At 60.7% G+C, this 25,919-nt stretch carries 24 protein-coding genes; 15 read left to right on the top strand and 9 right to left on the bottom strand.

The window, feature by feature from the left end:
• Nucleotides 1-51: 51 nt before the first annotated feature.
• Nucleotides 52-1,191 carry a glutathione-independent formaldehyde dehydrogenase gene (locus BLR16_RS00480; protein WP_003434181.1) on the bottom strand — a complete coding sequence of 380 codons (1,140 nt, stop codon included), beginning with the start codon at nt 1,189-1,191 and terminating at the stop codon, nt 52-54.
• A 269-nt stretch (nt 1,192-1,460) separates the two neighbouring features.
• On the opposite strand from BLR16_RS00480, the gene BLR16_RS00475 reads away from it, so the two are divergent.
• The 6 genes from BLR16_RS00475 (at nt 1,461) to BLR16_RS00450 (ending at nt 6,423) form a co-directional block, all read left to right on the top strand.
• Nucleotides 1,461-2,051: an amino acid synthesis family protein gene (locus BLR16_RS00475; protein ID WP_003369275.1), complete on the top strand. Its 591-nt coding sequence runs from the start codon at nt 1,461-1,463 to the stop codon at nt 2,049-2,051.
• Between the two features lie 53 nt (nt 2,052-2,104).
• Entirely contained in the window at nt 2,105-2,953 is an 849-nt protein-coding gene (locus BLR16_RS00470) for an alpha/beta fold hydrolase (RefSeq protein ID WP_003434182.1), read from the top strand.
• The gene (locus BLR16_RS00465) at nt 2,950-4,431 is read left to right on the top strand and encodes an aldehyde dehydrogenase (RefSeq protein ID WP_003434183.1); all 1,482 of its coding nucleotides are present in this window, start codon (nt 2,950-2,952) and stop codon (nt 4,429-4,431) included. Before BLR16_RS00470 ends, BLR16_RS00465 begins: the two co-directional genes overlap by 4 nt.
• 13 nt (nt 4,432-4,444) lie before the next feature.
• Entirely contained in the window at nt 4,445-4,930 is a 486-nt protein-coding gene (locus BLR16_RS00460) for a flavin reductase family protein (protein ID WP_003434184.1), read from the top strand.
• A 175-nt stretch (nt 4,931-5,105) separates the two neighbouring features.
• The gene (locus BLR16_RS00455; RefSeq protein WP_003369267.1) at nt 5,106-5,858 is read left to right on the top strand and encodes a GntR family transcriptional regulator; all 753 of its coding nucleotides are present in this window, start codon (nt 5,106-5,108) and stop codon (nt 5,856-5,858) included.
• Between the two features lies 1 nt (nt 5,859).
• Entirely contained in the window at nt 5,860-6,423 is a 564-nt protein-coding gene (locus BLR16_RS00450; protein ID WP_003369265.1) for an NUDIX hydrolase, read from the top strand.
• 32 nt (nt 6,424-6,455) lie between these two features.
• Here the strand turns inward: BLR16_RS00450 and BLR16_RS00445 are convergent, their stop codons facing one another.
• Nucleotides 6,456-6,746, bottom strand: coding sequence for a DUF1330 domain-containing protein (locus BLR16_RS00445; RefSeq protein WP_003434186.1), 291 nt, complete (start codon nt 6,744-6,746; stop codon nt 6,456-6,458).
• A gap of 94 nt (nt 6,747-6,840) precedes the next feature.
• Here BLR16_RS00445 and ribBA point away from each other — a divergent pair, with 94 nt between their 5' ends.
• The 5 genes from ribBA to BLR16_RS00420 all read left to right on the top strand — a co-directional run bounded on the left by ribBA (nt 6,841) and on the right by BLR16_RS00420 (nt 12,180).
• Nucleotides 6,841-7,950, top strand: a complete 1,110-nt coding sequence (gene ribBA, locus BLR16_RS00440) for a bifunctional 3,4-dihydroxy-2-butanone-4-phosphate synthase/GTP cyclohydrolase II (RefSeq protein ID WP_003434187.1) — start codon at nt 6,841-6,843, stop codon at nt 7,948-7,950.
• 290 nt (nt 7,951-8,240) lie between these two features.
• Entirely contained in the window at nt 8,241-9,266 is a 1,026-nt protein-coding gene (locus BLR16_RS00435) for an ABC transporter substrate-binding protein (RefSeq protein ID WP_003369260.1), read from the top strand.
• Nucleotides 9,251-10,207: an ABC transporter permease gene (locus BLR16_RS00430; protein ID WP_072366517.1), complete on the top strand. Its 957-nt coding sequence runs from the start codon at nt 9,251-9,253 to the stop codon at nt 10,205-10,207. Before BLR16_RS00435 ends, BLR16_RS00430 begins: the two co-directional genes overlap by 16 nt.
• 6 nt (nt 10,208-10,213) lie before the next feature.
• Nucleotides 10,214-11,029 (top strand): ABC transporter permease, encoded by an 816-nt coding sequence (locus BLR16_RS00425; RefSeq protein WP_003369256.1) that lies wholly within the window; start codon nt 10,214-10,216, stop codon nt 11,027-11,029.
• Complete coding sequence (locus BLR16_RS00420; protein ID WP_074807533.1) at nt 11,026-12,180, top strand: ABC transporter ATP-binding protein; 1,155 nt, start codon at nt 11,026-11,028, stop codon at nt 12,178-12,180. Before BLR16_RS00425 ends, BLR16_RS00420 begins: the two co-directional genes overlap by 4 nt.
• A gap of 16 nt (nt 12,181-12,196) precedes the next feature.
• Here the strand turns inward: BLR16_RS00420 and BLR16_RS00415 are convergent, their stop codons facing one another.
• Nucleotides 12,197-13,111, bottom strand: a complete 915-nt coding sequence (locus BLR16_RS00415) for a LysR substrate-binding domain-containing protein (RefSeq protein WP_032609599.1) — start codon at nt 13,109-13,111, stop codon at nt 12,197-12,199.
• Between the two features lie 124 nt (nt 13,112-13,235).
• Between BLR16_RS00415 and BLR16_RS00410 the strand changes: the two genes are divergently transcribed.
• Nucleotides 13,236-14,330, top strand: coding sequence for a tartrate dehydrogenase (locus BLR16_RS00410; protein ID WP_096137252.1), 1,095 nt, complete (start codon nt 13,236-13,238; stop codon nt 14,328-14,330).
• Here BLR16_RS00410 and BLR16_RS00405 read toward each other — a convergent pair.
• Nucleotides 14,327-15,202, bottom strand: coding sequence for a putrescine utilization regulator PtrR (locus BLR16_RS00405; RefSeq protein ID WP_003434195.1), 876 nt, complete (start codon nt 15,200-15,202; stop codon nt 14,327-14,329). The genes BLR16_RS00410 and BLR16_RS00405 overlap by 4 nt on opposite strands.
• Before the next feature lie 101 nt (nt 15,203-15,303).
• On the opposite strand from BLR16_RS00405, the gene BLR16_RS00400 reads away from it, so the two are divergent.
• Nucleotides 15,304-16,695 carry an aldehyde dehydrogenase family protein gene (locus BLR16_RS00400; protein ID WP_054081499.1) on the top strand — a complete coding sequence of 464 codons (1,392 nt, stop codon included), beginning with the start codon at nt 15,304-15,306 and terminating at the stop codon, nt 16,693-16,695.
• 491 nt (nt 16,696-17,186) lie between these two features.
• Here the strand turns inward: BLR16_RS00400 and BLR16_RS00390 are convergent, their stop codons facing one another.
• The gene (locus BLR16_RS00390; RefSeq protein ID WP_003369242.1) at nt 17,187-17,771 is read right to left on the bottom strand and encodes a flavin reductase family protein; all 585 of its coding nucleotides are present in this window, start codon (nt 17,769-17,771) and stop codon (nt 17,187-17,189) included.
• A 140-nt stretch (nt 17,772-17,911) separates the two neighbouring features.
• Between BLR16_RS00390 and BLR16_RS00385 the strand changes: the two genes are divergently transcribed.
• Nucleotides 17,912-18,535 (top strand): nucleotidyltransferase family protein, encoded by a 624-nt coding sequence (locus tag BLR16_RS00385; protein WP_042930710.1) that lies wholly within the window; start codon nt 17,912-17,914, stop codon nt 18,533-18,535.
• On the opposite strand, the gene BLR16_RS00380 is transcribed toward BLR16_RS00385, so the two are convergent.
• Genes BLR16_RS00380 through BLR16_RS00365 form a run of 4 tightly spaced genes read right to left on the bottom strand, consistent with a single transcriptional unit; the run spans nt 18,516 to nt 23,376 of the window.
• On the bottom strand, nt 18,516-19,484 hold the full coding sequence (locus tag BLR16_RS00380) for an XdhC family protein (RefSeq protein ID WP_003434200.1): 969 nt from the start codon (nt 19,482-19,484) through the stop codon (nt 18,516-18,518). The two genes, BLR16_RS00385 and BLR16_RS00380, sit on opposite strands and share 20 nt — an antisense overlap.
• Before the next feature lie 2 nt (nt 19,485-19,486).
• Entirely contained in the window at nt 19,487-21,703 is a 2,217-nt protein-coding gene (locus tag BLR16_RS00375) for a xanthine dehydrogenase family protein molybdopterin-binding subunit (RefSeq protein ID WP_074807526.1), read from the bottom strand.
• Between the two features lie 9 nt (nt 21,704-21,712).
• Entirely contained in the window at nt 21,713-22,696 is a 984-nt protein-coding gene (locus tag BLR16_RS00370; protein ID WP_003434207.1) for an FAD binding domain-containing protein, read from the bottom strand.
• Nucleotides 22,696-23,376: a (2Fe-2S)-binding protein gene (locus BLR16_RS00365; RefSeq protein ID WP_003369233.1), complete on the bottom strand. Its 681-nt coding sequence runs from the start codon at nt 23,374-23,376 to the stop codon at nt 22,696-22,698. The genes BLR16_RS00370 and BLR16_RS00365 overlap by 1 nt, the downstream gene beginning before the upstream one ends.
• Nucleotides 23,377-24,264: 888 nt before the next feature.
• On the opposite strand from BLR16_RS00365, the gene mqo reads away from it, so the two are divergent.
• Nucleotides 24,265-25,908, top strand: coding sequence for a malate dehydrogenase (quinone) (gene mqo / locus BLR16_RS00360; RefSeq protein WP_003369230.1), 1,644 nt, complete (start codon nt 24,265-24,267; stop codon nt 25,906-25,908).
• The last annotated feature ends 11 nt before the right edge of the window (nt 25,909-25,919 follow it).

The raw sequence follows: 25,919 nt of genomic DNA, 5'->3' as shown, positions 1-25,919 counted from the left end.
TGTGGCAGATACGACAAGGGCTCTCAGGCAAGGCCTGGTCAACTGCGCTTATCACGCACCTGGCTTGAGCACGACCTTGGTCCAGCCTTCATCACGCGCATCGAAGTGCTTGTAGGCGTCAGGGCCTTCTTCAAGTTTCAGGCGATGGGAAATGATCTGCGACGGCTTGGCGCGATCGTGGTGGATCAGCTCGGCAAGGCGACGGTTGTAAGCCTTGACGTTGGCTTGGCCGGTGCGGATCTGCTGGCCCTTGAACCAGAACGAACCGAAGTCGAAGGCCATCTTGCCTTCCCTCGCGAGGTCGCTTTTGGCGCCCGGATCCTGCGGCACGAAAACGCCCACGACGCCGATTCCACCTGTCGCCTTGGTCGAGGCAACGAGATTGTTCATGGTGACGTGGTTGGCCTCGTGACCATGACGGTCGCAGCACTGATAACCAACGCACTCACAGCCACGGTCGGTGCCTTTGCCATCGGTCAGATTGAGGATCTGATCCACTGCGCCCTGCTCCAGCGAGTTGATCGGCGTCGCGCCCATCTTCGCCGCGAGTGCCAGACGATCTGGATGGTTGTCGACCACGAACACCTGCGACGCGCCCTTGATCATCGCCGAGTGGGCAGCCATCAGGCCGACCGGACCGGCACCATAGATGGCAACGCTTTCGCCAGGCAGCAGCCCGGCCAGTTCGGTGGCATGCCAACCGGTAGGAAAGATGTCCGAGAGCATGACGTAATCCTCTTCACGCTCGGCGGCATCTTCGGGCAACAGCAGGCAGTTGAAGTCGGCATACGGCACACGCAACAGCTCGGCCTGGCCACCTTCATGATCGCCCATGTCAGCAAAGCCGTAAGCCGCACCCGCGCTGCCCGGGTTGGCGGTCAGGCAATAACCGGTCAGGCCCTTCTCACAGTTTTCGCAAAAGCCGCAGCCAATATTGAACGGCAGGCACACCCAGTCGCCCACTTTGATACGGTCGACCCCGGCGCCGACTTCGATCACCTGGCCGAGGTTCTCATGGCCGAAAATGCGCCCGGTCTCGAAAGACGTGCGGCCTTCGTACATGTGCAGGTCCGAGCCACAGATATTGGTGGAGGTCACTCGGACAAGAGCATCTGTTGGCTTCTGGATCTTCGCATCCGGTACGTTTTTGACACTGACGTCACGCGGACCGCCATAGACGATAGCTTTCATGTTCTGAGTCTCCTTGGGTGAAAAATTCGACAGGGCCTTTTATGGCCCACCGAATATCTGTCACGACCAGAAGACGCCTGTTCAAAGCGATTGCCTTCGTACCTGACGAATGGTCATTGATGAACGCGTGCCAGCGCTGCGCGCCCGCAGTGATTCGGGCAAATGAGGCGAGTCCCGGCCCCTGTATTCACTGCAAAGAAAGCATTTGCACGCACGATCTTATGGTATACCATCAGACGAAATACAAAAGCTCGCTCCGGGAGTCGTTCATGAGTTTTGAAATTCGCAAGATCGTCACGTACACCGAAGAAACCTTTATCGAGGGCGGCAAGGCCGCCGACAAGCCGGTCACCATGATCGGGCTGGCGGCCGTGATCAAGAACCCTTGGCTGGGCCGTGGTTTCGTCGAAGACCTGAAACCGGAGATTCGCGCCAACTGCTCCACACTGGGCGAGTTGATGGTCAAGCGCCTCACCGATGCGATTGGCGGCGCGCAGAACATCGAGGCCTACGGCAAGGCTGCAGTGGTCGGGGCGGAAGGCGAAATCGAACACGCTTCGGCCGTGATCCATACCCTGCGCTTTGGCAATCATTACCGTGAGGCCGTCAAGGCCAAGAGCTACCTGAGCTTCACCAACAAACGCGGCGGCCCAGGTACGTCGATCCAGATTCCGATGATGCACAAGGACGATGAAGGGCTGCGCTCGCACTACATCACCCTGGAAATGCACATCGAAGATTCGCCGCGTGCCGACGAAATCATCGTAGTCCTTGGTGCCGCCAACGGTGGACGCCTGCACCCACGAATCGGCAATCGCTATATAGACCTGGAAGAGCTGGCGGCCGAAAAAGCCCAGTAACTCATGAAGGGCTCGTCGCCCGATCACCTTTGTCATCTGCGCAGGAGCGATCCATGATTCAGCTCACCGCTGAACACACCCCGGCGGGTACCAGCTATCTGGCTACCGGCCAAGGTCACCCCGTGGTGTTGATTCACGGGGTGGGCCTTAACAAGGAAATGTGGGGCGGCCAGATCGTCGGGCTGGCCACGCAATATCAGGTCATCGCCTACGACATGCTGGGCCACGGTGCCAGCCCTCGCCCCCACCCGGATACGGGTCTGCCAGGCTATGCCGAACAACTGCACGAGCTGCTGACGCACTTGCAACTGCCGCAGGCGGCGGTCGTCGGTTTCTCGATGGGCGGACTGGTGGCGCGTGCGTTTGCGCTGGAGTTTTCCCAGCATCTGTCGGGGCTGGTGGTGCTCAACAGCGTCTTCAATCGCAGCGCGGAACAGCGTGCCAGCGTCATTGCGCGCACCAGTCAGGCTGCCGAGCATGGCCCGGACGCCAATGCGGGCGAAGCGCTGTCACGCTGGTTCAGCCGCGAGTATCAGGCGGCCAGCCCGGCCCAGATTGCGGCCATTCGGCACAACCTGGCCAGCAACGATCCGCAGGGTTACCTGACCACGTACAAGCTGTTCGCCACTCAGGATATGTACCGCGCCGAGGATCTGGGCGATATTCGCGCACCGACGTTGATCGCCACGGGCGAACTTGACCCGGGATCGACGCCCGAAATGGCCCGCGAACTGGCCGCGCGTATCCCTGGTGCCGATGTCGCGATATTGCCCGATCAGCGTCATATGATGCCGGTTGAATCGCCACGTCTGGTCAACCAGGTATTGCTCGGTTTCTTCGAAAAGATCGGCCTCGACAAACCGGCGTCCGCTCACCATTCGATCAAGGGGATTGTTGCATGAGCCTTACCCGCTTTCAGATGTGCATCGACGGTCAATGGGTCGATGCGTTGTCCGGCAAGACCTTCGACAGCCTCGATCCGGCGCGGGCCGAACCCTGGGCGCAACTGCCGGATGCTGACGAAGCTGACGTCGAGCGGGCCGTTCAGGCCGCCCAGAAAGCCTTCGAGGGTCAGGCCTGGCGCGGCCTGACGGCCACGGCACGCGGCAAGCTGCTGCGTAAGCTGGGCGACCTGATTGCCGAAAACAAGGAGCAACTGGCACAGCTGGAAAGCCGCGACAACGGCAAACTGATTCGCGAAACCCGCGGGCAGGTCGGCTATCTGCCCGAATTCTTTCATTACACCGCAGGGCTGGCTGACAAACTCGAAGGCGGCACTTTGCCCCTCGACAAGCCCGACCTGTTCGCCTACACCGTGCACGAACCGATGGGCGTAGTGGCCGGGATCATACCTTGGAACAGCCCGCTGTACCTGACCGCCATCAAGCTGGCCCCGGCACTGGCGGCAGGCAACACCATTGTCCTCAAACCCTCGGAACACGCCTCGGCCACCGTGCTCGAGCTGGCGCGTCTGGCACTTGAAGCCGGCATTCCACCGGGCGTGGTCAACGTCATCACCGGTTACGGCCCGACCACTGGCGCGGCCCTCACCCGGCACCCGCTGGTGCGCAAGATAGCCTTCACCGGTGGCGCGGCTACGGCGCGTCATGTGGTGCGCAGCAGCGCGGAGAACTTCGCCAAACTGTCGCTGGAACTGGGCGGAAAATCACCCAACATCATCTTCGCCGACGCCGATCTGGACAGCGCCATCAATGGCGCCGTCGCCGGCATCTATGCGGCGTCCGGGCAAAGCTGTGTTTCCGGCTCGCGATTGCTGGTGCAGGACGAAATCTACGACGAGTTCGTCGAACGCCTGGCAGAGCGCGCCAGTCGTATCCGCATCGGCAATCCGCAGGATGAAGGCACCGAAATGGGTCCGATGGCCACCGCTCAGCAACTGGCCGTGGTAGAAGGCCTGGTGGCCGACGCGCTGGCCGAAGGTGCACGCCTGCGTCTGGGCGGCAAGCGACCGACGCTGGACAGCAAAGGCTGGTTCTATGAACCTACGCTGTTCGAGTGCGATCACAATTCGATGAAGATCATGCAGGAAGAAGTATTCGGCCCGGTGGCATCGGTGATTCGTTTCAAGGACGAAGCCGAAGCGCTGGCCATCGCCAACGACTCCCAGTTTGGTCTCGCCGCCGGAATATGGACCCGCGACCTTGGCCGGGCACACCGTCTGGCGCGGGATATTCGCTCAGGTATCATCTGGGTCAATACGTATCGAGCCGTGTCGGCCATGGCGCCCATCGGCGGTTTCAAAAATAGCGGCTACGGTCGTGAGAGCGGGATAGACTCCGTGCTGGCCTACACCGAACTGAAAACGGTGTGGATCAACCTTTCGCAGGCGCCCATGCCTGATCCATTTGTCATGCGTTAACGAGGCCGCTGCGATGATAGAACCCGGTATTTACAAAGAAGTCATGGCGTCATTCCCTTCGGGCGTGACCATCGTCACCACCCTCGACCCTGAGGGCAACCTGTTCGGTATTACTGCCAGCGCATTCAGTGCGCTGTCCATCGACCCGGCCCTGGTGCTGTTCTGCCCTAACTATGAGTCGGACACTTACCCGGTGTTGCGTGACAGCAAAAAATTCGCGATTCACCTGCTGTCTGCCGACCAGCAGATAGAAGCCTATGCCTTCGCCAGTAAGGGCAAGGACAAGACCAAGGGCATCGAGTGGCAGTTGAGCGAGCTGGGCAATCCGCTGCTGAGCAAGGCCACGGCGATCATCGAGTGTGAGCTGTGGCGGGAATACGACGGCGGCGATCACGCGATCATTGTCGGCGAGGTGAAAAACCTGATCCTGCCCGCGACACCGGTCACACCGATGGTCTATCACCGGGGCAAGATGGGTGCACTGCCAGCCATCGTCTGAGGTAGCTCAGGGCAGTCTTGGTGGTTGCAGGCACGGGCGTGATAAACTCGGCCGCGACCCGGGTTCATCCATCCGGGCCATGCAGCAGCCCGCGCGGTTTGCGGGTTGCCGACATGAGCGAGACGTTATTTCCAGTCACGTTTTTACTTTGACAGCCCCATTCCGAGCACACCCGATGAAACGCCTGCCTCTCGACGACACCTTCAAGGTCAACCGCAACCCCGTCACACTGCGCGAGATCGTGCTGGACAAGCTGCGCAGCGCAATCATGAACTTTCAACTGCTGCCGGGCGATCGTCTGGTCGAGCGTGATCTGTGTGACCGCCTCGGGGTAAGCCGCACGTCGGTTCGCGAAGCACTGCGCCACCTGGAATCCGAAGGCCTGGTGGAGTTCGCCGATGCCAAGGGCCCGCGTGTTGCAATCATCACGCTGGCTGATGCCTGCGATATCTACGAACTACGCTGCGTGCTGGAAGGCCTGATCGTTCAGCTGTTTACCCTGCGGGCCAAGCCCAAGGACATTCGCGCTCTGGAAAAAGCCCTGGAGGAAAATCGTCAGGCGCTCAAGGAAGGCGAACTGCAGCAGGTGATCGACTCGGTCCAGGGTTTCTACGATGTATTGCTGGAAGGCTCGGGCAACCATGTGGCCGCGACCCAGCTACGCCAGTTGCAGGCGCGCATCAGCTACCTGCGCGCCACCTCGGTATCCCAGGAAAATCGCCGCGGTGCCAGCAACAAGGAAATGGAGCTCATGGTCGAAGCGATCAAGAGCGGCGACCCGCTGGCCGCGCACCAGGCGTCGGTCGATCACGTACGCAACGCCGCACGTGTGGCGCTGGAATACCTCAAATCCAAGCAGGACGAAGACAGCAAAGTCCGTGACATCATCGCCCCCGTTGCGCTGAAAGAACCTCGCATAGGTCGCTGAAATGGCCACACCGCGCTTCTGTCCTCAATGCGGTAGCGCTGATCTGGCTCAGCGTGTCCCGTCTGGCGATACGCACGTGCGGCTGGTCTGTGGCGGCTGTCAGTATATTCACTACATCAACCCGAAGATCATCGCGGGTTGCATCATCGAGCAGGAAGGCAAGTACCTGCTTTGCCAGCGCGCCATCCCGCCGCGCCCGGGCACCTGGACGCTGCCTGCCGGTTTCATGGAAAGCGGCGAAACCACCGAGCAGGCGGCGCTGCGTGAAGTCTGGGAAGAAACCGGTGTGCGCGCCGAGATCCTTTCGCCCTACTCTATCTTCAGCGTGCCGCGCATCAGCGAAGTCTACATTGTGTTCCGCGCCATCGCGCTGGAGGTGACCGGCCAGTTCGGCCCGGAAACCCTGGATTACAGATTCTTCGCCCCCGAAGACATCCCGTGGGACAGCATCTATTACCCCGCCATCCGCCAGATACTGGAACGCTATATCGAAGAACGTCAGGCGGGTGTCTACGGTATTTATATCGGTAACGACGACACCGGCAAGGTGCACTTTATCCGGTGAATGCCTGAAGCTTTCAGCTCGCAACTGAACGCTTAAAACTGCCCCTCGACGATCACGATCTCGGCCTTCGAAGCACCCTGCCTGTGGCTCATCGCATGCTGGTACTCGGGCGACCGATAACAGGCCAGCGCCTTCTCGTAGGATTCAAATTCGATAATCACCGTGCGCTGCGGCGTATCACGCCCTTCGAGCGCCTCGGAACGTCCGCCGCGCGCGAGGAACCTGCCACCAAACAGCTCGAAAGCCGCGGGGGCGCGCTGGGTGTATTCGCTGTACTGCTGAGGGTCGGTCACATCAACGTGTGCAATCCAATAGGCTTTCATCGCGGTCTCACTGTTTCATTGATAGGCAATCTGTGAAATATTCTGTCTTATGGTATACCACGATTCATCCACCCATAAAACCGGGAAACTGACTATGGCGTTCGATCGCATCGAAGACATCATCGAAGACTACCGCCAAGGCAAGATGGTGTTGCTGGTCGACGACGAAGACCGGGAAAACGAAGGCGATCTGCTATTGGCTGCCGATTGCTGTTCGCCACAGGCCATCAGCTTCATGGCCCGCGAAGCGCGCGGTCTGATCTGCCTGACGCTGACCGACGAACACTGCCAGCGTCTGGGCCTGGAACAGATGGTACCCAGCAACGGCAGCGTATTCGCCACCGCGTTCACGGTGTCCATCGAAGCGACCACAGGTGTGACCACCGGCATCAGCGCGGCAGATCGTGCGCGTACCGTTCAGGCTGCCGTCAACCCGCACGCAGTACCGGAAGACCTGGTGCAGCCGGGCCATATCTTTCCATTGCGCGCGCGTGACGGCGGCGTCCTGACCCGTGCCGGGCATACCGAAGCGGGCTGCGACCTGGCCCGGCTGGCCGGTTTCACGCCAGCGTCGGTCATCGTTGAAGTCATGAATGATGACGGCAGCATGGCCAGAAGACCTGACCTGGAAGTGTTTGCCAAAAAGCACGGCATCCGCATCGGCACCATCGCCGACCTGATCCATTACCGCCTGAGCACCGAACACACCATCGTCAGGATTGGCGAGCGCGAACTGCCGACCGTGCACGGCACCTTCCGTCTGTTCAGCTACGAAGACCGCATCGAAGGTGGCGTGCACATGGCCATGGTGATGGGCGACATCCGCCGTGACGCCGCTACGCTGGTGCGCGTGCATGTTGTCGACCCGCTGCGCGACCTGGTCGGTGCCGAATACAACGGCCCCGCCAACTGGACGCTTTGGGCCGCCCTGCAACGTATCGCTGAAGAAGGTCACGGCGTGGTGGTGGTGCTCGCCAACCACGAATCTTCCCAAGCGCTGCTGGAGCGCATTCCACAGCTCACCCAGCCGCCACGCCAATACACGCGTTCGCAATCACGTATTTATTCCGAGGTCGGTACGGGCGCACAGATCTTGCAGGATCTGGACGTCGGCAAGCTGCGCCACCTCGGGCCGCCACTGAAATACGCAGGGTTGACTGGCTACGATCTGGAAGTGATTGAAAATATTCCGTTTCCCGGCTGACCAGGCAAACGCTTGGCGCGCGAGCCTGATAATCCACTGCCTTTAACCGAAGGCGCTGACCAAAAAAGCCACCGTGAAGGCGTTTTGACAGGGCAAAACGCTTGCAGAAAGTTTGGAATACCATAATATGACATTCCATAAATACAAGATCTGGTCAGACGCGCCCGGCGAGGGACAGCACTAATAACAGCACCTGACCTGTACAAGGTTTCAAGGCCCATTGGACCTACTGCTCCCGATTACGCGGGCAAGAAAAGCCCGCTCAAAACACAACAAATGAGGGCGTAAAAATGGTGTTGAACAAACGTGCAACAGCAGTCCTGGCCGCAGGCGTGCTGGCTTTCTCGAGTGTCGCCGCTATTGCCGCCGAGAGCGTCAACTTCGTGAGTTGGGGCGGCTCCACGCAGGACTTTCAGAAGGAGGCTTGGGCGGCGCCGTTCAGCAAGGCCAGCGGCATCACCGTCGTGCAGGACGGTCCTACCGACTACGGCAAACTCAAGGCCATGGTCGAAAGCGGTAACGTGCAGTGGGACGTTGTCGATGTCGAAGCCGACTTCGCCCTGCGCGCCGCCAGTGAAGGCCTGCTGGAGCCTCTGGACTTCACCGCCATCAAACGCGACGAGATCGACAAACGCTTCGTGACTGACCACGGCGCCGGTTCGTTCTTCTTCTCCTTCGTGCTCGGCTACAACGAAAGCAAAGTAGGCGGTAAGGCACCGGGTGACTGGGCCGCGATGTTCGACACCAAGACCTATCCTGGCAAGCGCGCGCTGTACAAGTGGCCAAGCCCCGGCGTGCTGGAACTGGCTCTGCTGGCCGATGGTGTAGCGCCTGACAAGCTTTACCCGCTGGACCTCGACCGCGCTTTCAAGAAACTCGACACCATCAAGAAGGACATCGTCTGGTGGGGCGGCGGTGCGCAGTCCCAGCAACTGCTGGCTTCCGGCGAAGTGTCGATGGGGCAGATGTGGAACGGCCGGGTCTACGCCCTGCAGCAGGATGGCGCGCCGGTGGGTGTGAGCTGGAAACAGAATCTGGTCATGGCTGACTTTCTGGTCGTACCCAAGGGCGCAAAGAACAAGGACGCTGCGATGAAATTCATCGCCAATGCAACCAGTGCCAAAGGCCAGGCGGACTTCTCCAATCTCAGTGCCTATGCCCCGGTCAATACCCAGAGCGTTGCGCGCCTGGACTCTACGCTGGCACCTAACCTGCCGACCGCGCACGTTGCCGATCAAATCACTCTCGACTTCGCATACTGGGCCAAGAACGGCGCTGATATTGCGACACGGTGGAACGAATGGCTGGTCAAGTAAAAATGACAGCGGTTGCTCCTCGTCAATCCATGCCGGCCGGGGGTGCTTCCAGCACCGCTGGCACGGCCAGCCAGAAGGCGCCGGGCATGCAGGCATCCCCTTCCCTCGCACAGCGCTGGCGTGGCAGCCGCAATCTGCTTCCGGCGCTGATCTTCCTCGGACTGTTCTTCTTCGCGCCGCTGATTGCCCTGCTGCTGCGGGGCGTGCTGGAACCGGTGCCGGGCCTTGGCAACTATGAGCAACTGTTTGCCAACTCGGCCTACTCGCGGGTGCTGCTCAATACCTTTTCCGTAGCCGGTCTGGTGACGCTGTTCAGCCTGCTGCTGGGCTTCCCGCTCGCCTGGGTGATCACCCTGGTGCCGCGCGGCTGGGGACGCTGGATTCTGAATATCGTGCTGTTGTCGATGTGGACCAGCCTGCTGGCCCGTACATATTCGTGGCTGGTGCTGTTGCAGGCCTCAGGGGTCGTCAACAAGGCCTTGATGGCCATGGGCATCATCGATCAACCGCTGGAAATGGTGCACAACCTGACCGGTGTGGTGATCGGCATGAGCTACATCATGATTCCGTTCATCGTCCTGCCGCTGCAGGCGACCATGCAGGCCATCGATCCCATGGTACTGCAGGCGGGTTCGATCTGCGGCGCCAGCCCGTGGAGCAATTTCTTCAGAGTGTTCCTGCCACTGTGCCGTCCGGGGCTGTTTTCCGGAGGCCTGATGGTGTTTGTCATGTCGCTCGGTTATTACGTCACCCCGGCGCTGCTCGGCGGCGCGCAGAACATGATGCTGCCCGAATTCATCGTCCAGCAGGTGCAGTCGTTCCTCAACTGGGGGCTGGCCAGTGCCGCCGCTGCGTTGCTGGTGCTGATCACGCTGGTGCTGTTCTACTTCTACCTGAAGCTCCAGCCGGAATCACCGGTCGGCGCCAGCAATGCGAGGTAAACCGCCATGCTCCTGACACCCAATGCCATGAGCCCCGGCTTGCGTACGGGCCTGTACCTGACCACCGCCCTGATCGCGCTGTTCCTGTTGCTGCCGATCCTGTTCATCGTCCTGCTGTCGTTCGGTTCGTCGCAGTGGCTGGTGTTTCCGCCGCCCGGCTGGACGCTGAAGTGGTATCAGCAGTTTTTTTCCAATCCGGACTGGATGGCCGCGGCCATGTCCAGCTTCAAGGTCGCGATCCTGACCACCCTCGCCTCGGTGGCACTGGGCCTGCCCACTGCATTCGCACTGGTGCGTGGCCGGTTTCCGGGGCGTGACCTGCTGTACGGCATCTTCACACTGCCGATGATCGTGCCGCTGGTGATTATCGCCGTCGCGGTCTACGCGCTGTTTCTCAAGCTCGGCTACACCGGCACACTGTTTTCCTTCGTCGTCAGCCATGTGATCGTTGCCTTGCCGTTCACCATCATCTCGATCATCAATTCGTTGAAGCTGTTCGACCAGTCCATCGAGGATGCCGCAGTCATCTGCGGTGCCTCACGCTTGCAGGCCATCTACAAGGTGACCTTTCCCGGCATCCGGCCGGGCATGATGGCCGGTGCGCTGTTCGCGTTCCTGGTGTCGTGGGACGAGGTGGTCTTGAGCGTGATGATGGCCAGCCCTACCCTGCAAACCCTTCCCGTGAAAATGTGGACCACCCTGCGTCAGGACCTGACGCCAGTCATCGCCGTCGCCTCAACGCTGCTGATCGCCCTGTCGGTGCTGATCATGTTCATCGCCGCGACCCTGCGTCGCCGCAACGAAGCCAGGAGTACTTCATGAGTGCCGTGATCAAAGACCCCGCCCATCAGCGACAGAACACACTCGTCAGCCTGTGTAATCTGAACAAGCACTATGGAAGTTTCGCCGCCGTCGACGACATTTCCCTGGACATCCAGGACGGCGAATTCCTGACCTTCCTGGGCTCCAGCGGCTCGGGAAAAAGCACCACGCTGTCGATGCTCGCCGGCTTCGAAACGCCCAGCTCGGGCGAGATTCTGGTGGGCGGCAAATCGCTGGTGAATGTGCCGCCGCACAAACGCGACATCGGTATGGTATTTCAGCGCTACTCGCTGTTCCCGCACCTGTCGGTCCGCGACAACATTGCCTTTCCGCTGACGATCCGCAAGTTGCCTGCGGCCGAACGCGAGAAGAAAGTCGATGCGATGCTCAAGCTGGTTCAGCTGGAAGCCTTCGCTCATCGTCGCCCGTCGCAACTGTCAGGCGGCCAGCAGCAACGGGTCGCCATCGCCAGGGCGCTGGTTTACGAGCCGCGCATCCTGCTGATGGACGAGCCTCTAGGCGCACTGGACAAGAAGCTGCGTGAAGACTTGCAGGACGAACTGCGTCAGTTGCATCGCCGGCTGGGCATCACCATCGTTTACGTGACCCATGACCAGGAAGAAGCCATGCGCCTGTCACAGCGCATCGCCATTTTCAGCCATGGCAAGATCGTCGGTCTGGGCTCGGGCTATGACCTGTACCAGGATCCACCGAATGCCTTCGTCGCCTCGTTTCTCGGCAACTCGAACTTCCTCAGGCTCAAGGCTCAGGGCAATGCCGTGGCGACGTTCGAGGGCAGCACACTGGCGATTCGCCTGACCGCAGGGCTGAAGACCGATCAGGACGTGCTGCTGATGGTGCGCCCGGAGAAAGCCCAGGCGCTGAGCGTGTCCCAGGCTGCGGCCATGCCACTCGAAGCAGGCTGGAACGAGGTGAGCGCCACGGTCCATGAAGTGCTGTTCCTTGGCGAGAGCCAGACGTGCTCGGTAGTCACTGCCGGAGGCACTGCCATGACGGTCAAGGCGCTTTCCGCGAACGGCATGTCGCTCAAGGCCGGCGACCCGGTGCACGTGCGCTGGGCCGCCGCAGACGCATGCATCTACACCGAGTGGACCGAAAGCGACCTGAACAAGGCGGCTGGCACCCACTGACAGTGCGTGGCGTGTCTCAGTGGTTGACCGGCGAAGGATGCAGGGCAAGGTAGTCGCGCAGAAACTCCACCGTGACGCGGACCTTGGCCGAACTCATCAGCGGCGAGGTATGCACCGCCCAGATGTCTGCATCCTGACGGTAATCCGGCAACACCTGAACCAGCCGGCCCTCGGCCAGGTCAGTGCGCACATCCCACAGCGAACGCAGCAATACCCCGCGTCCGTCCAGGCACCACTGGCGGGCGATTTCGCCGTGGTTGGTGGACAGGCTGCCGGTCACCTTGACGGTTTCGGCACCCTGCGGCCCGTTGAGGTGCCAGATGCCGAACGGCCGGTCACGCTCCTTGATCACCAGGCAATCGTGATTGGCCAGTTCGCCAAGATTGAGCGGCGTGCCATGAAGGTTGAGGTAGCCGGGGCTCGCGCACAGAACCCGCCAGTTGCTGGCCAGATGCCTGGCGCGCAAGTGCGGAGCGATTTCGTTGCCGACGCGGATATCCAGATCGACGCCCTCCTCGATCAGATCGACCAGCCGGTCCTGAATGTCCAGACGGATATCCAGCTTCGGATAACGCGCGGCCAGTTCCGACAACGCCGGCGCGACGAAACGACGGCCAAAGCCCTGGCTGCTGACCACGCGCAACAAGCCACTCGGTTCGCCATGCAGTGCCGCCACTTGGTCGCCCATCTGCTGCACTGAGTCGAGCATACCCCTGGCCCACTCGTAGACGCGCTCGCCATCTTCGGTAATCGACACCTGCCGGGTCGAGCGGTGCAGCAACACCACGCCCATGCCCTGCTCCAGCAAACGAATGCGCTTGCTGACGTAGGCAGCGGACATGCCCAGCTCATCCGCAGCCCCGACGAAGCTTGAGCGCCGGGCCACATGAACGAACACATTCAAATCATCGAGACTGGGGTATTTATTCACGATTCGTGTTTTCTCAGTCCATTAATCGGCTGATTATCTTTGTATCGTGCGCTTATAGCATGAATGGCCTGTGCAACTCATTCATCGCACACCCGTAATGGATCGATTCAGAGAGAGCGCCACCATGAACAACAAGAAACTGCGTATCGCTGCCATCGCCGGTGACGGCATCGGCCTGGAAGTGCTGCCCGAAGGGGTACGTGTGGTGCAGGCCGCTGCCGCGCGGCACGGGCTGGACCTGGAGTTCGAATACTTCGAATGGGCCAGCTGCGATTACTACCTGAAGCACGGCAAGATGATGCCGGACGACTGGTTCGAACAGCTCAAAGGCTTTGACTCGATCTTCTTCGGCGCCGTCGGCTGGCCGGAAAAGGTGCCGGATCACATCTCACTGTGGGGCTCGCTGCTCAAGTTTCGTCGCGAATTCGACCAGTACGCGAATATCCGTCCGGTGCGGCTGTTTCCCGGCGTGCCCTGCCCGCTGGCCCATCGTAAACCGGGCGATATCGACTTTGTCGTGGTCCGGGAAAACACCGAAGGTGAATACTCGTCGCTGGGCGGGATCATGTTCGAAAATACCGACAACGAATTCGTGTTGCAGGAATCGGTGTTCACCCGTCGCGGCGTCGACCGCATTCTCAAATTCGCCTTCGAGATGGCCAGCAAACGCGAGCGCAAGCACGTTACCTCGGCGACCAAATCCAACGGCATGGCCATCAGCATGCCGTATTGGGACAAGCGCACCGAAACGATGGCCAGCCAGTACCCCGGCATCAGTTGGGACAAGCAACACATCGACATTCTCTGCGCACGTTTCGTGCTGCAACCCGAGCGCTTCGACGTGGTAGTGGCGTCCAATCTGTTCGGCGACATCCTCAGCGACCTCGGCCCGGCCTGCGCAGGCACCATCGGCATCGCGCCTTCAGCCAATCTCAACCCCGAGCGTCACTTCCCGTCGCTGTTCGAACCGGTTCACGGCTCGGCCCCGGACATCTTCGGCCAGAACATCGCCAACCCGATCGCCATGATCTGGTCGGGTGCGCTCATGCTCGAATTCCTCGGCCAGGGCGATCAACGCTTCACCGCGGCCCATGACGAAATCATCACCGCCATCGAGCAAGTGATCGCCAACGGCGACGTCACGCCGGATCTGGGCGGCACGCTTTCGACTCAACAAGTCGGTGCGGCGATTGCCGAGCGGGTTTGTGCAGGCCGTTAAACGCTCGCTGGCTCGTTGCGCTGTTCCAGCAACTCGACGAAGCGAGTCAGGCTGCGTGACACCGTGCCGCGGCGCCAGATCAGCCAGGTCTGCAGGTAGCGAAACTTCTCGGACAGCGGCCAGATACTGACCGTGGCGCAGCCGGGCATGCTATCCAGCATGCTGCGCGGCATCAGCGCCAGCCCGGCACCGGCGCTGACGCAGGCGAGCATGCCGTGGTAGGACTCCATTTCATGGATCTTGCCCGGCACTGCCGCGTCATCGGTGAACCAGCGTTCAAAGTGATGGCGGTACGAGCAGTTGGCACGAAACGCATAGATACTCTCTCCGCTGACATCCCGCCCGCGCTTGACCGGCGCATGATTGAGCGGCGCAATGATGACCATTTCCTCTTCGAAGACCGGCACTCCGTCAAGCGATGGATGCTGAACTGGCCCGTCGACGAACGCAGCGACCAGTCGACCGGCCAGCACGCCGTCGATCATGGTTCCGGACGGGCCTGTGGACAGGTCCAGCTCGACCTTGGCGTTCTGCTGGTTGTAGGCGGCCAGCAGCGCAGGAATCCTGACCGCAGCCGTGCTTTCCAGCGAGCCCAGTGCAAAAGGCCCCTGTGGCTCCTCACCGGAAACGGCGGAACGCGCTTCCTGCACCAGATCCAGGATGCGTCGCGTGTAGTCGAGAAAATTCCAGCCTGCGGGAGACAGACGCAAGCGGTGCTTCTCGCGAATGAACAGGTCGACGCCCAGATCCTGCTCCAGTTGCTTGATGCGCGTGGTCAGGTTCGAGGGCACCCGGTGGATGTGCTGCGCGGCGGCACTGATACTGCCGTGTTCAGCCACCGCCTTGAAGATCTCCAGCTGAACCAGATCCATATCATTCTCCAAAAATGAACGTTAAGCTCATTATTATTCAGTTTTAGAAAGCATTGCACACCTATATTCTGGTCCCACTTCCACCTCAACAGGATGGCGCAATGACTACTGTCACCAGCAACACCCATGCAATCTCGATCAACCCTGCCACCGGCGAGCAGATCGGCCACTATGCCTTCGAATCCGCCGCCGCGCTGGATCAAAGCCTGTCGCGCGCGGCGGCCGGTTTTGCCGGCTGGAAGCGCACGCCGGTTCAGCAACGTGCGCAACTGATCATCGCCATGGGTCAGGCCCTGCGTGATGACGTCGACAACATTGCACGCATGATCAGTCAGGAAATGGGCAAGCCCGTCGCTCAGGCCCGAGGCGAGGTCGAAAAATGCGCGCAGCTGTGCGACTGGTACGCGGCACAAGGCCCGGCGATGCTGGTGGCCGAAGCAACTCAGGTCGAGAATGACAAGGCGCGGATCGAGTACCGTCCGCTGGGCCCGATTCTCGCAGTGATGCCATGGAATTTCCCGATCTGGCAAGTGCTGCGCGGCGCGATTCCGACCCTGCTGGCCGGCAATACTTACGTGCTCAAGCACGCGCCCAACGTAATGGGCTGCGCTTACCTGATGCTCGATGCGTTCAAGCGTGCCGGTTTTCCGGAGGGTGTGTTCGAGGTCATCAACGTGACCCCGGAAGGCGTTTCAAGCGCCATTGCCGACCCGCGCATCGCAGCCGTCACCCTGACCGGCAGCGTGCGTGCTGGCCAGGCCATCGGTGCCCAGGCTGGTGCGGCACTGAAGAAGTGCGTGCTGGAACTGGGCGGTTCCGACCCGTTCATCGTGCTCAATGACGCGGACCTGGATCAGGCGGTGAAGGCGGCGGTGATTGGCCGCTTCCAGAACAACGGGCAGGTCTGTGCAGCGGCCAAGCGCCTGATCATCGAGCAAGGCGTGGTCGAGGAGTTCACCCGCAGATTCGTCGAGCAAACGCGTCAACTGGTGACAGGCGACCCCCTCTCCAGCGAAACCTACATCGGCCCCATGGCGCGCTTCGATCTGCGCGACGAGCTGGATGCCCAGGTGCAGGACACGCTCGCCGAAGGCGCCACGCTGTTGCTGGGCGGCAAAAAGGCTGAAGGCCAGGGCAATTATTATCAGCCGACCGTGCTCGGTAACGTCACCGATAAGATGACTTCGTTCCGGCAGGAGCTGTTCGGCCCGGTAGCGTCGATCATCACCGCCAGAGACGCGCAGCACGCCCTGGAGCTGGCCAATGACAGCGACTTCGGCCTGACCGCGACGGTTTATACCCGCGACCTGCAGCTGGCCGAGCGCATGACCGAGGAACTGGAAACCGGCGGTGTGTTCATCAATGGCTACAGCGCTTCAGACCCACGCGTGACCTTCGGCGGCGTGAAGAAAAGCGGTTTTGGCCGTGAGCTGTCGCACTTCGGTGTACGCGAATTCTGCAATGCGCAGACCGTGTGGCGGGATCGTCACTGAGGATTCAGCAGGTACACAGCTGTTACGGAAGTGACCGGGGCGGCGATCCGCGTTGCTCGCGAAGGCCGCTGAATGTCTGCTGATCAGTCAGTCCGCCTTCGCGAGCAAGCTCGCTCCCACGGAGGCAGTGTGTGCTTGCTCATGACAAGGCTGGTGCAGCCGCTGACTATTTGCGGAGCAGTCAGTCCGCTTTCGCGAGCAAGCTCGCTCCCACGGAGGCAGTGTGTGCTTGCTCATGAAAAGGCTGGTGCAGCCGCTGACTATTTGCGGAGCAGTCAGTCCGCCTTCGCGAGCAAGCTCGCTCCCACGGAGGCGGTGTGTGCTTGCTCATGAAAAGGCTGGTGCAGCCGCTGACTACTTGCGGAGCAGTCAGTCCGCTTTCGCGAGCAAGCTTGCTCCCACGGGAACGATGAGTGTGCTTGTGTGGGAGTGAGCTTGCTCACGAAGAGGCCTTTACGGCCAGTGGAGATCGTCAGGGCCAGACATCGCGATCATTCCTCGCCCGTTTCCACCACCGCAGGCTCACCAATCGTGTAGAAATGCCCGCCCGCGACGTAATGCAGGCTGCGCCATTTCGGGTCGGCCTTTTCGAATTCCCAGTGTCCGTCGTTGAACACACGGGTATCGGCCCAGGCACCCACCACTTCACCAATGAACAGGTCATAGGTCTGCTGATTGTGCGGCTCGGGAATGACCTTGCAGATCAGCCACGCCGAGCAGCCTGCGACCAGCGGCGAGTCGTGGCCGTCGATGCGGAACAGGTCCACATTGGCCTTGTCCAGCTTGTCCGGGGTAAAGACCTTGCTCTGGGTGCCGACGTCGAAGGTCATCTGCAATTGATCCAGATTGGGCACCTGCAGGGCAAAGTAGCCACTCTTCTCAACCAGCTCGCGGGTCTTGGTCATCTTGTCGATGACCAGCGTCACTTTCGGCGGCGAGAAGTCCAGCGCACAGGCCCAGGCCGCAGCCATGACGTTATGCGTGCCCTCGTGGCTGGATGAGACCAGCACGGTCGGGCCGTGGTTGAGCAAACGGTAGGCTTTTTCCAGATCGACAGGACGAATATGATTGTCCACTTGAAACCCTCGAAAACATGATTCGTGCCGCTACCGGCAAGGCAGCGAAATAAGGCATTGTGCGTGCATCAGCAGAACTGCAGGGTGCGACGGGCAAGCCGCGTGCGCCCTCTCCTTTCACCCACTCATAAGGTTTCGGATTGAGCAGGATAGACAGCCAGATCCCAGAAGTGTTCGCCCTGGTCCTCGCAGCGGGGCGCAGCAGACGCTTTGCCGGTGACAAACGGCAGGCGCTTCTACCTTGCGGGCGGACCCTGCTCACGGCAAGCCTGGAAAACGCGCAAAACGCATTCGGCAAAACGGCGGTGGTAGTGCGCCCTGATGACCAGGCGGATGCGCTGGGGATTGCCTCGAACGTTACGATCATCCGCAGCGAACAGGCCGAACTGGGGATGGGCCACAGCCTGGCGAGCGCCGTTGCGGCAGTGATGGACTCCTTTGCCGATGCGGTTGCCATTGTTCTCGCGGACATGCCCTGGATACAGCCGCAGACCCTGCATGACCTGGCCAGAATGGCCGATTCCCAGCGCATCGTCCTGCCCATGCACAAGGGCCAGCGCGGCCACCCGGTGATTATTGGCCGCCGGTTCTGGCCAGCGCTGCTCAAGCTGGAAGGCGATCAGGGCGCGAAAGCCCTGATCATCGATAACCCCGAGGCATGTGACGTACTGCACTGCGATGACCCTGGCATCCTGCGTGACGCCGACACCCCGTCAGCGCTGGCAGAAGCCTGCCGGCAACACCTTACACCTCGGCACGACTGACACCGTTGGCCACCCGCAGGATATCGGCCATTACCGCAATGGCGATCTCGGAAGGGGTCTTGCTGCCCAGGTTCAGGCCGATGGGCGCGTGAATCCGGTCCAGGACCTGAGCGTCCAGCCCGCCAATCCGCCCCAGACGCTCCAGACGTTTGCTGCTGGTGCGCATCGAACCCATCGCGCCTATGTAAAACGCCTCGGTACGGACCGCCTCGAGCATGCTCAGATCGTCCAGCTTCGGATCATGCGTCAGAGCAAGAACGGCCGTCGAACTGTGGCAGCCGCCCTCGGCAATGAACACCGCAGGCAGCACGCCACGCACCTCGACACCCGGCATCGAGAACCCGGAAGTGACCTCGACACGAGGGTCACAAACGATCACCTCATACCCCATCGCAACGGCAAAACTGGCGCAGAACTCCGCCACCGGCGACAGTCCGGCGAGCAGCACGCGATACACCGCACCCATGCGGATACTGATCCGCTCACCGTCGACCTGTACGCGTGACTCGCCCATCGTCGCAGGCCCGATCTCCCTCTGCACGCCGCCCAGTTGCACCTGCCTGCTGACCAGCTCGCGACCGGCCAGCGCCTGCTCGATGGCCGCCAGATGAGCATCGGCTTCAGGGCCTGGGGCAATGAACTCGATCAACACATCCAGCACACCACCGCACGGCAAGGCCCGCGTCGGCGCGAAGCCGCCGTCGCCGTAACGAACCACCTGATTGACCGGCTCGAACTGGCTGGCAGCAACGCGCTCGAGAAAATCCTCTTCCACGCAGCCACCTGACAGAGAGCCGCGATGCTCGCCGCTGCCCAGCGCCACCAGCATCGCCCCCGGCCCGCGCGGGGCCGAGCCGAATGTGGAAAGAACCGTACACAGCCAGACGGCCTTGCCGCCGGCCAGCCAGTCACGCGCCTGTTGTACAACCTGCAAATCAAGCTGTTTCATGACTACAACCCGGCCATCAGTTTTTCCTTGCTGATCGGCAGGCTGCGTACCCGTTTGCCCGTCGCGTGATACACCGCATTGGCCACTGCCGCCGCCAGCCCGGTCACACCAATCTCGCCGATACCACGTGCGCCGAATTCACCCAGGTTGTAATCCGGATAATCGAGCAGCAGGACGTCGATGTCCGGCTGATCCGCATGCACCGGCACCACGTACTCGGCATAGTTGTTATTGACCGGCATGCCGCTACGCGGATCGTATTCACCGGCCTCGAACAAGGCCATACCGATGCCCATCACAATTGCGCCTTCCACCTGATTGCGTGCTGCCAGCGGGTTGACCACTTTGCCCACGTCAATGGCACTGACCACCCGCGAGACGCGCAGGCTGGAAATGCCCGGATCCCAGCGCACCTCGACAAAATGCACACCGAAGGAGCGGAACGAGTACTTGCCCGCTTCAGGCATACCGCTCTGGAAAGTGCCCTCGGCACGCGACAGGCGCTGACCGTTCAGCACATCGACGAAGCTCGCACGCTGCTCACCCATGACCAGTTGACCGTTCTCGACCTTGATCGATTCGGCGTCCTGTCCGGCGAACACTGCATCCTTGCTGACGGCGTACTGGCGCAGCTTCTGCAACGCTTCGCGGGTGGCACCGGCGATCGCCGGCATGACGCTGGCGGTGACCCAAGAGCCGCCGGATACCGGGCCTGCCGGGAACGACGAGCTGCCCAGTTCCACCTCGACGCGCTCCATGGGAATGCCGGTCAACTGGCTGACGGTCTGCGCGACGATGGTGTAAGTGCCGGTACCGATGTCCTGCAAGCCGCACTGAGCCAGGGCCGTGCCATCGGAACGCAGAATGACCCGCGCATCGGTAGGCACCTGATAGGCTTCCCAATTGCAGGCGCCCATGCCGTAACCAATGATTTCATCGCCTTCGCGCATCGAACCGACTTCAGCCTTGCGCGCGTGCCAGCCAAACCGTTCGGCGGCCTTGTCAATGGCTTCAGGCAAGTGATTACTGGACCACGGCAGGCCCGCGCTCTGATCCTTGTCAGAGAGGTTCAGCTTGCGGAATGCCAGAGGGTCCATGCCACTGGCCAGGGCCATTTCATCAATGGCCGACTCCAGTGCAAACAGGCCCGGGGCCGCGCCCGGCGCGCGCATGGAGGTAGGCGTGCCGCGGTTGATGGGGCTGATCTTGTGGCTGACCAGCACGTTATCGCAGGCATACAGGCTTTTGGTCACGCCACCGCAGTTTTCGGTGTAGTCATCGAGCATCGAGGTGTTGTTGAACGACTCGTGACGAATCGATACCAGCTTGCCGCTCGCATCGGTGGCCAGACGCAGGCGCTGGCGAGTTTCCGGACGGTGCCCCACCGTGGTGAACATCTGCGCACGCGGCAGCACTAGCTGCACCGGTCGCCCGGTGACTTTCGCAGCGGCGCACGCTGCGACCGAATGCGGCCACGGCCACAGCTTGCCGCCAAAGCCCGAGCCTATGAAGGGCGCGCGTACTTCCACCCGGTCGGGGGAAAGGTCAAAAACGTTGGCCAACAGGTTGCGGTGGTTGACCACGCCCTGGGTGCTTTCATAGACGAACAGCTTGCCGTCCTGCCACCACGCGGTGCTGGCGTGCATTTCCATCGGGTTGTGCACTTCGACCGGTGTGGTGTAGGTCTGATCGACTTTCACTTTTGCAACGTCGAAGGCGCTGTCCGGGTTGCCCCGATTGTGCCCTGCGCCGCCATCGCGGGCGCCGTTGACGCGCATACCTTCGTCAAGGTCCTTGACCGCTGGACGCTCGTCATAATCAACCGTCACGCGATAGGCCGCCGCCCTCGCCTGCTCGAAGCTTTCGGCCACCACCAGAGCGACAAACTGGCCAGGGTAATAGACCCGGTCATCCTCGAACGGCAGGCGATGCTCGTCGGCCTTGCTGGCCGAAAGCATCTTGGCGAAGCTCAGCTTGGTGTTCGGAGTACGGTGCAACGAGGGGAAGTTGTCGTGGTGAAAGATATCGACCACGCCAGGCATCGCCTTGGCCTGCTGATCCTTTATCGCCACCACGCGCCCGTTGGCGATGGTGCTGTAGACGCCATAGGCGTAAAGCATCTTGCCCATCGGATGGTCCGCGGCATAGCGCGCCTGACCACTGACTTTCTTGCCGCCGTCGATACGACGCTGCGGCACACCAATGATGTTTTCACTCATGAGAAATTCCTAGGCCGTGAGGTCACGAAGGTTGCGGACGATGACCTGCTGTCCCAGCGGGATCTTGAAGGCGTTGTGTTCATAGCCCCGCGAGCCCTTCATCGCTAACGCTGCGACCTGCGCAAAGGTATCCAGGTCGGCACGCTGACCGATCAGCGCACGTTCGGCGTCCAGGGCACGCCACGGCTTGGTGCCCACGCCGCCCAGTGCAATGCGCGCATCGGTAATGCGCTTGCCGTCCATCACTAGAATCACGGCGCTGGACGCCAGGGCGAACTGGTACGAAGTACGGTCGCGCAACTTCAGATAAGACGAGCGGCTGCCTGACAGCGGCGCGTCGAGGGTCACATGGGTGATGAGCTCATGGGGCGCCAGCGCGTGTTCGCGCTCTGGCGTATCACCAGGCAGCAAATGAAAGTCAGCGAACGGGATATCCCGCGAGCCATTGGCGCCCTGAACGGTAACCTGCCCGCCGATGGCTGCCATGCCGACACACATGTCTGACGGATGCGTGGCAATGCAGTGCTCGCTGGTGCCCAGCACTGCGTGCACACTTCGGTTCATCCCGCCGATGGCTGCACACCCGGAGCCCGGCTGGCGCTTGTTACAGGCTGAAATACCATCGCGAAAATACGGGCAGCGCACACGCTGCATGAGATTGCCGGCGGTGGTCGCCTTGTTGCGCAATTGAGTCGACGCACCGGCAAGGATCGCTTCGGACAGAACCGGGTAGCGCTGCTGCACCAGCGGGTGGCTCGCCAGGTCGGTATTGCTGACCAGCGCGCCGATGCGCAGACGGCCATCCGGCAGCGACTCGACCTGCTTCAACGCCAGATGATTGATGTCCACCAGCTGCTGCGGTTGCATCACGTCGAGCTTGACCAGATCCAGCAGTGTGGTGCCACCGGCCAGATAGAAGCGTTGCCCTTCACCAGACGCTGTGCTGAAAGCCTGCGCGGGCGAAGCGGCGCGAGCGTAGTCGAAAGTTCGCATCAGGCAGCACCTCCCATTTTCGAGCGCGCGGATTGCACGGCAGACAGAATGTTCTTGTAAGCGCCGCAACGGCAGATATTGCCGCTCATGGCTTCTCTGACGCTGGCGTCGTCGGACGGAATGTTCGGGTCCTTGAGAATCGCGACCGCGCTCATGATCTGTCCGGAGGTGCAATAACCACACTGATAGGCGTCGTGTTCCCAGAACGCCTCCTGTACCGGGTGCAGCTTGCCGTCCTCTGCCAGCCCTTCGATGGTGGTAATGCTGTCGCCCTGATGCTGAACGGCGATCGACAGACAGGAGTTGATCGCCAGGCCGTTGACCAGCAGCGTGCAGGCGCCGCACTGGCCGTGGTCACAGCCCTTCTTGGTGCCGGTCAGTTGCAGGCGGTCACGCAGCACATCGAGCAGAACGGCATTGGCCGGCACGTTCAGGGTATGAACCTGGCCATTGACCTTCAACTGGATGCGCTGCTCACCCGCTGCGGGCGCGTCACTGTCTTCGACCACGGGGGCCGCAGGTGCCAAAGGCGCCGCCTGCAGCAGGCCATCGGAGGGGATCCAGGTAGACAGCGTGGCCGCAGCAATGCCGGAGGCACCGAACTTCAGAAAGTTTCGGCGTGAGGGCTGCACGGCGCTGCTGTCGACAGCAGTTTCCTTGTGCTTCTTGGGTTCGGTCATCAGGATCACTCGGTAATAGCCGGCGCTGCTGGAAAGCGCCGGGCGTTATGGTGTGGTCAGCGGCCCGGGCGTACTCCTGCTCACTGACGTGCTGCCTTTATTTTCAGGGGGTAATCAAAGCCAAAACGCTATCACCCGTTATAAGTGTTTAACTGGTCTGCGCTTCTAAAGTTCCAACTGTTTGACGGACGTCTGTATCCGAACATTGCGACCACAGGCATGGCAGCCGTATAAGGACCCTAACAGGAGGTCGAAGCGCTGATTAGTCAGGCAGATCCACACGCCGTTATGAGCCTGGCTCATGAATGCCAACGGCCGCATGAGCGCACTTTTCGGGGAGAGTTTCAGATCGAGTGAGGGCCATGTCCGCCTGACGGCTAAAGACCCGGGCGAAAAAGCCGATACAGACAGGCAGTGGAAGGCTGTGAAGTGTCTAAATCAAGGCATTCGTGGCTAATTTGATGATGGCATCTCGCAACGGGGGTGCACATTATGCGAAAATACCGCGTCTTTGCCGGTATGCCACCGAGAGTGTGTCGCAGCACGCGTACATAAAATTGCGCGTCGAGCGTGCCTCCGTGCTCCGATGCGGCGTCTCAGACTCCGTGAACAGGCTGACCAGGTGTGTCTTCGCAAGTCGCTCAGGGGCAAGACCCTCGGGCATCGCAGCGCACCAACAGAGCAAATGTCACTCATGACGCTGAATCCAATGATGATAAGAAGTCAGCGCAGCAGGACATAAATTGAGGTCTCGAGCGGTATTATATTGGCCTTGTATGTCCACCTCTAGTCCCTGTGGGTGCGAGTGTTTGTCGCAGGCTTCAATGCATGTGACGAGCCGTTTCCCAGGAGTAGTCGGCGGATGGCGTTTATCAGATGGATGACAGAATGTTTAAAAAAGTGAACACGGCCCTCCTGGGTCTGGCCATTTCCATGGGCCTGATGCCCGTGCAGGCGGCTGAAACCAAGAAAGTCGACGTGCTGCTCGTCGGCGGCGGCATCATGAGTGCCACCCTCGCCGTCTGGCTCAACGAGCTGGAGCCGAGCTGGTCGATGGAAATGGTCGAGCGTCTCGACGGCGTCGCCGAAGAAAGCTCCAACGGCTGGAACAACGCCGGTACAGGTCACTCGGCTCTCGCCGAACTGAACTACACCCCTGAAGACAAGAACGGCAACGTCGACATCTCCAAGGCCATCGAGATCAACGAAGCGTTCCAGATCTCCCGTCAATTCTGGTCCTGGCAGGTCAAGACCGGCGTCCTGAAAGACCCGCGCTCGTTCATCAACTCCACGCCGCACATGAGCTTCGTGTGGGGCGACAACAACATCCAGTTCCTGCGCAAGCGTTACGCAGCATTGCAAGCCAGCCCGTTGTTCAGCGGCATGCAGTACTCCGAAGACCACGAGCAGATCAAGAAGTGGGTCCCGTTGATGATGGAAGGTCGTGACCCGGCGCAGAAGCTGGCCGTGACCTGGAGCCCGATCGGCACCGACGTCAACTTCGGCGAGATCACCCGCCAGTTCGTCGCCAATCTGAAAGCCAAGCAGAATTTCAATCTGCAGTTGTCGAGCGAAGTCGAAGACATCAATCACAACGACGACGGCACCTGGCGCGTCAAGTACAAGAACCTGAAAGACGGTACTGTCACCGAGACCGACACCAAGTTCCTGTTCATCGGTGCCGGCGGTGCAGCCCTGCATCTGCTGCAGGAATCCGGTATTCCTGAAGCCAAGGAATACGGCGGCTTCCCGGTCGGCGGTTCGTGGCTTGTCACTGACAACCAGACCCTGGCCATGCAGCATATGGGCAAGGCCTACGGTATCGCGTCGACTGGCGCGCCACCCATGTCGGTTCCGCACCTGGACACCCGTGTTCTGGATGGCAAGCGCGTGATCCTGTTTGGCCCATTCGCAACCTTCTCGACCAAGTTCCTGAAAAACGGTTCCTATTTCGACCTGCTGACCAGCACCACCACGCATAACGTGTGGCCAATGACTCGCGTCGGTATCGAACAGTACCCGCTGATCGAATACCTCGCTGGTCAGGTGATGATGTCTGACGACGATCGCTTCGCTGCCCTGCAGCAGTACTTCCCGAACGCCAAGAAAGAAGACTGGCGCCTGATGCAAGCCGGTCAGCGCGTACAGATCATCAAGCGTGACGAAGAGAAAGGCGGCGTCCTGAAGCTGGGTACCGAAATCGTTGCTTCCAAGGACGGCAGCATTGCCGGCCTGCTGGGTGCTTCGCCAGGTGCCTCGACTGCAGCGCCGATCATGCTGGGCGTGCTTGAGAAAGTCTTCAAGGACAAGGTAGCGACTCCGGAATGGCAGGCAAAACTGCACCAGATCGTGCCTAGCTACGGCACCAAGCTGAACAACAATCCGGACCGTGTTGCCGAGGAATGGGCTTACACATCCGAAGTTCTGCAGCTGACACCGCCACCACCGGTGAACAAGACAGGTAATACTCCAACACCTGCACCTGCTGCCCAGCCAGCGAAAAGCAATCCAGCCAGTGACATGGCGCTCTAAGGCTTTCACAG

It is taken from the genome of Pseudomonas sp. BS3767 (assembly GCF_900099665.1).
In the GTDB taxonomy this organism is placed as follows: Bacteria; Pseudomonadota; Gammaproteobacteria; order Pseudomonadales; family Pseudomonadaceae; genus Aquipseudomonas; species Aquipseudomonas cerasi.
Note: the sequence above shows the minus strand (reverse complement) of the source record. Positions and strands in the feature narration are given on the sequence as shown.

Bases quoted from the DNA above. Each gene is read 5' to 3' on its own strand.
- BLR16_RS00480 (WP_003434181.1), bottom strand. From the start codon at position 1,191: ATGAAAGCTATCGTCTATGGCGGTCCGCGTGACGTCAGTGTCAAAAAC.
- BLR16_RS00475 (WP_003369275.1), top strand. From the start codon at position 1,461: ATGAGTTTTGAAATTCGCAAGATCGTCACGTACACCGAAGAAACCTTT.
- BLR16_RS00470 (WP_003434182.1), top strand. From the start codon at position 2,105: ATGATTCAGCTCACCGCTGAACACACCCCGGCGGGTACCAGCTATCTG.
- BLR16_RS00465 (WP_003434183.1), top strand. From the start codon at position 2,950: ATGAGCCTTACCCGCTTTCAGATGTGCATCGACGGTCAATGGGTCGAT.
- BLR16_RS00460 (WP_003434184.1), top strand. From the start codon at position 4,445: ATGATAGAACCCGGTATTTACAAAGAAGTCATGGCGTCATTCCCTTCG.
- BLR16_RS00455 (WP_003369267.1), top strand. From the start codon at position 5,106: ATGAAACGCCTGCCTCTCGACGACACCTTCAAGGTCAACCGCAACCCC.
- BLR16_RS00450 (WP_003369265.1), top strand. From the start codon at position 5,860: ATGGCCACACCGCGCTTCTGTCCTCAATGCGGTAGCGCTGATCTGGCT.
- BLR16_RS00445 (WP_003434186.1), bottom strand. From the start codon at position 6,746: ATGAAAGCCTATTGGATTGCACACGTTGATGTGACCGACCCTCAGCAG.
- ribBA (WP_003434187.1), top strand. From the start codon at position 6,841: ATGGCGTTCGATCGCATCGAAGACATCATCGAAGACTACCGCCAAGGC.
- BLR16_RS00435 (WP_003369260.1), top strand. From the start codon at position 8,241: ATGGTGTTGAACAAACGTGCAACAGCAGTCCTGGCCGCAGGCGTGCTG.
- BLR16_RS00430 (WP_072366517.1), top strand. From the start codon at position 9,251: ATGGCTGGTCAAGTAAAAATGACAGCGGTTGCTCCTCGTCAATCCATG.
- BLR16_RS00425 (WP_003369256.1), top strand. From the start codon at position 10,214: ATGCTCCTGACACCCAATGCCATGAGCCCCGGCTTGCGTACGGGCCTG.
- BLR16_RS00420 (WP_074807533.1), top strand. From the start codon at position 11,026: ATGAGTGCCGTGATCAAAGACCCCGCCCATCAGCGACAGAACACACTC.
- BLR16_RS00410 (WP_096137252.1), top strand. From the start codon at position 13,236: ATGAACAACAAGAAACTGCGTATCGCTGCCATCGCCGGTGACGGCATC.
- BLR16_RS00405 (WP_003434195.1), bottom strand. From the start codon at position 15,202: ATGGATCTGGTTCAGCTGGAGATCTTCAAGGCGGTGGCTGAACACGGC.
- BLR16_RS00400 (WP_054081499.1), top strand. From the start codon at position 15,304: ATGACTACTGTCACCAGCAACACCCATGCAATCTCGATCAACCCTGCC.
- BLR16_RS00380 (WP_003434200.1), bottom strand. From the start codon at position 19,484: ATGAAACAGCTTGATTTGCAGGTTGTACAACAGGCGCGTGACTGGCTG.
- BLR16_RS00375 (WP_074807526.1), bottom strand. From the start codon at position 21,703: ATGAGTGAAAACATCATTGGTGTGCCGCAGCGTCGTATCGACGGCGGC.
- BLR16_RS00370 (WP_003434207.1), bottom strand. From the start codon at position 22,696: ATGCGAACTTTCGACTACGCTCGCGCCGCTTCGCCCGCGCAGGCTTTC.
- BLR16_RS00365 (WP_003369233.1), bottom strand. From the start codon at position 23,376: ATGACCGAACCCAAGAAGCACAAGGAAACTGCTGTCGACAGCAGCGCC.
- mqo (WP_003369230.1), top strand. From the start codon at position 24,265: ATGTTTAAAAAAGTGAACACGGCCCTCCTGGGTCTGGCCATTTCCATG.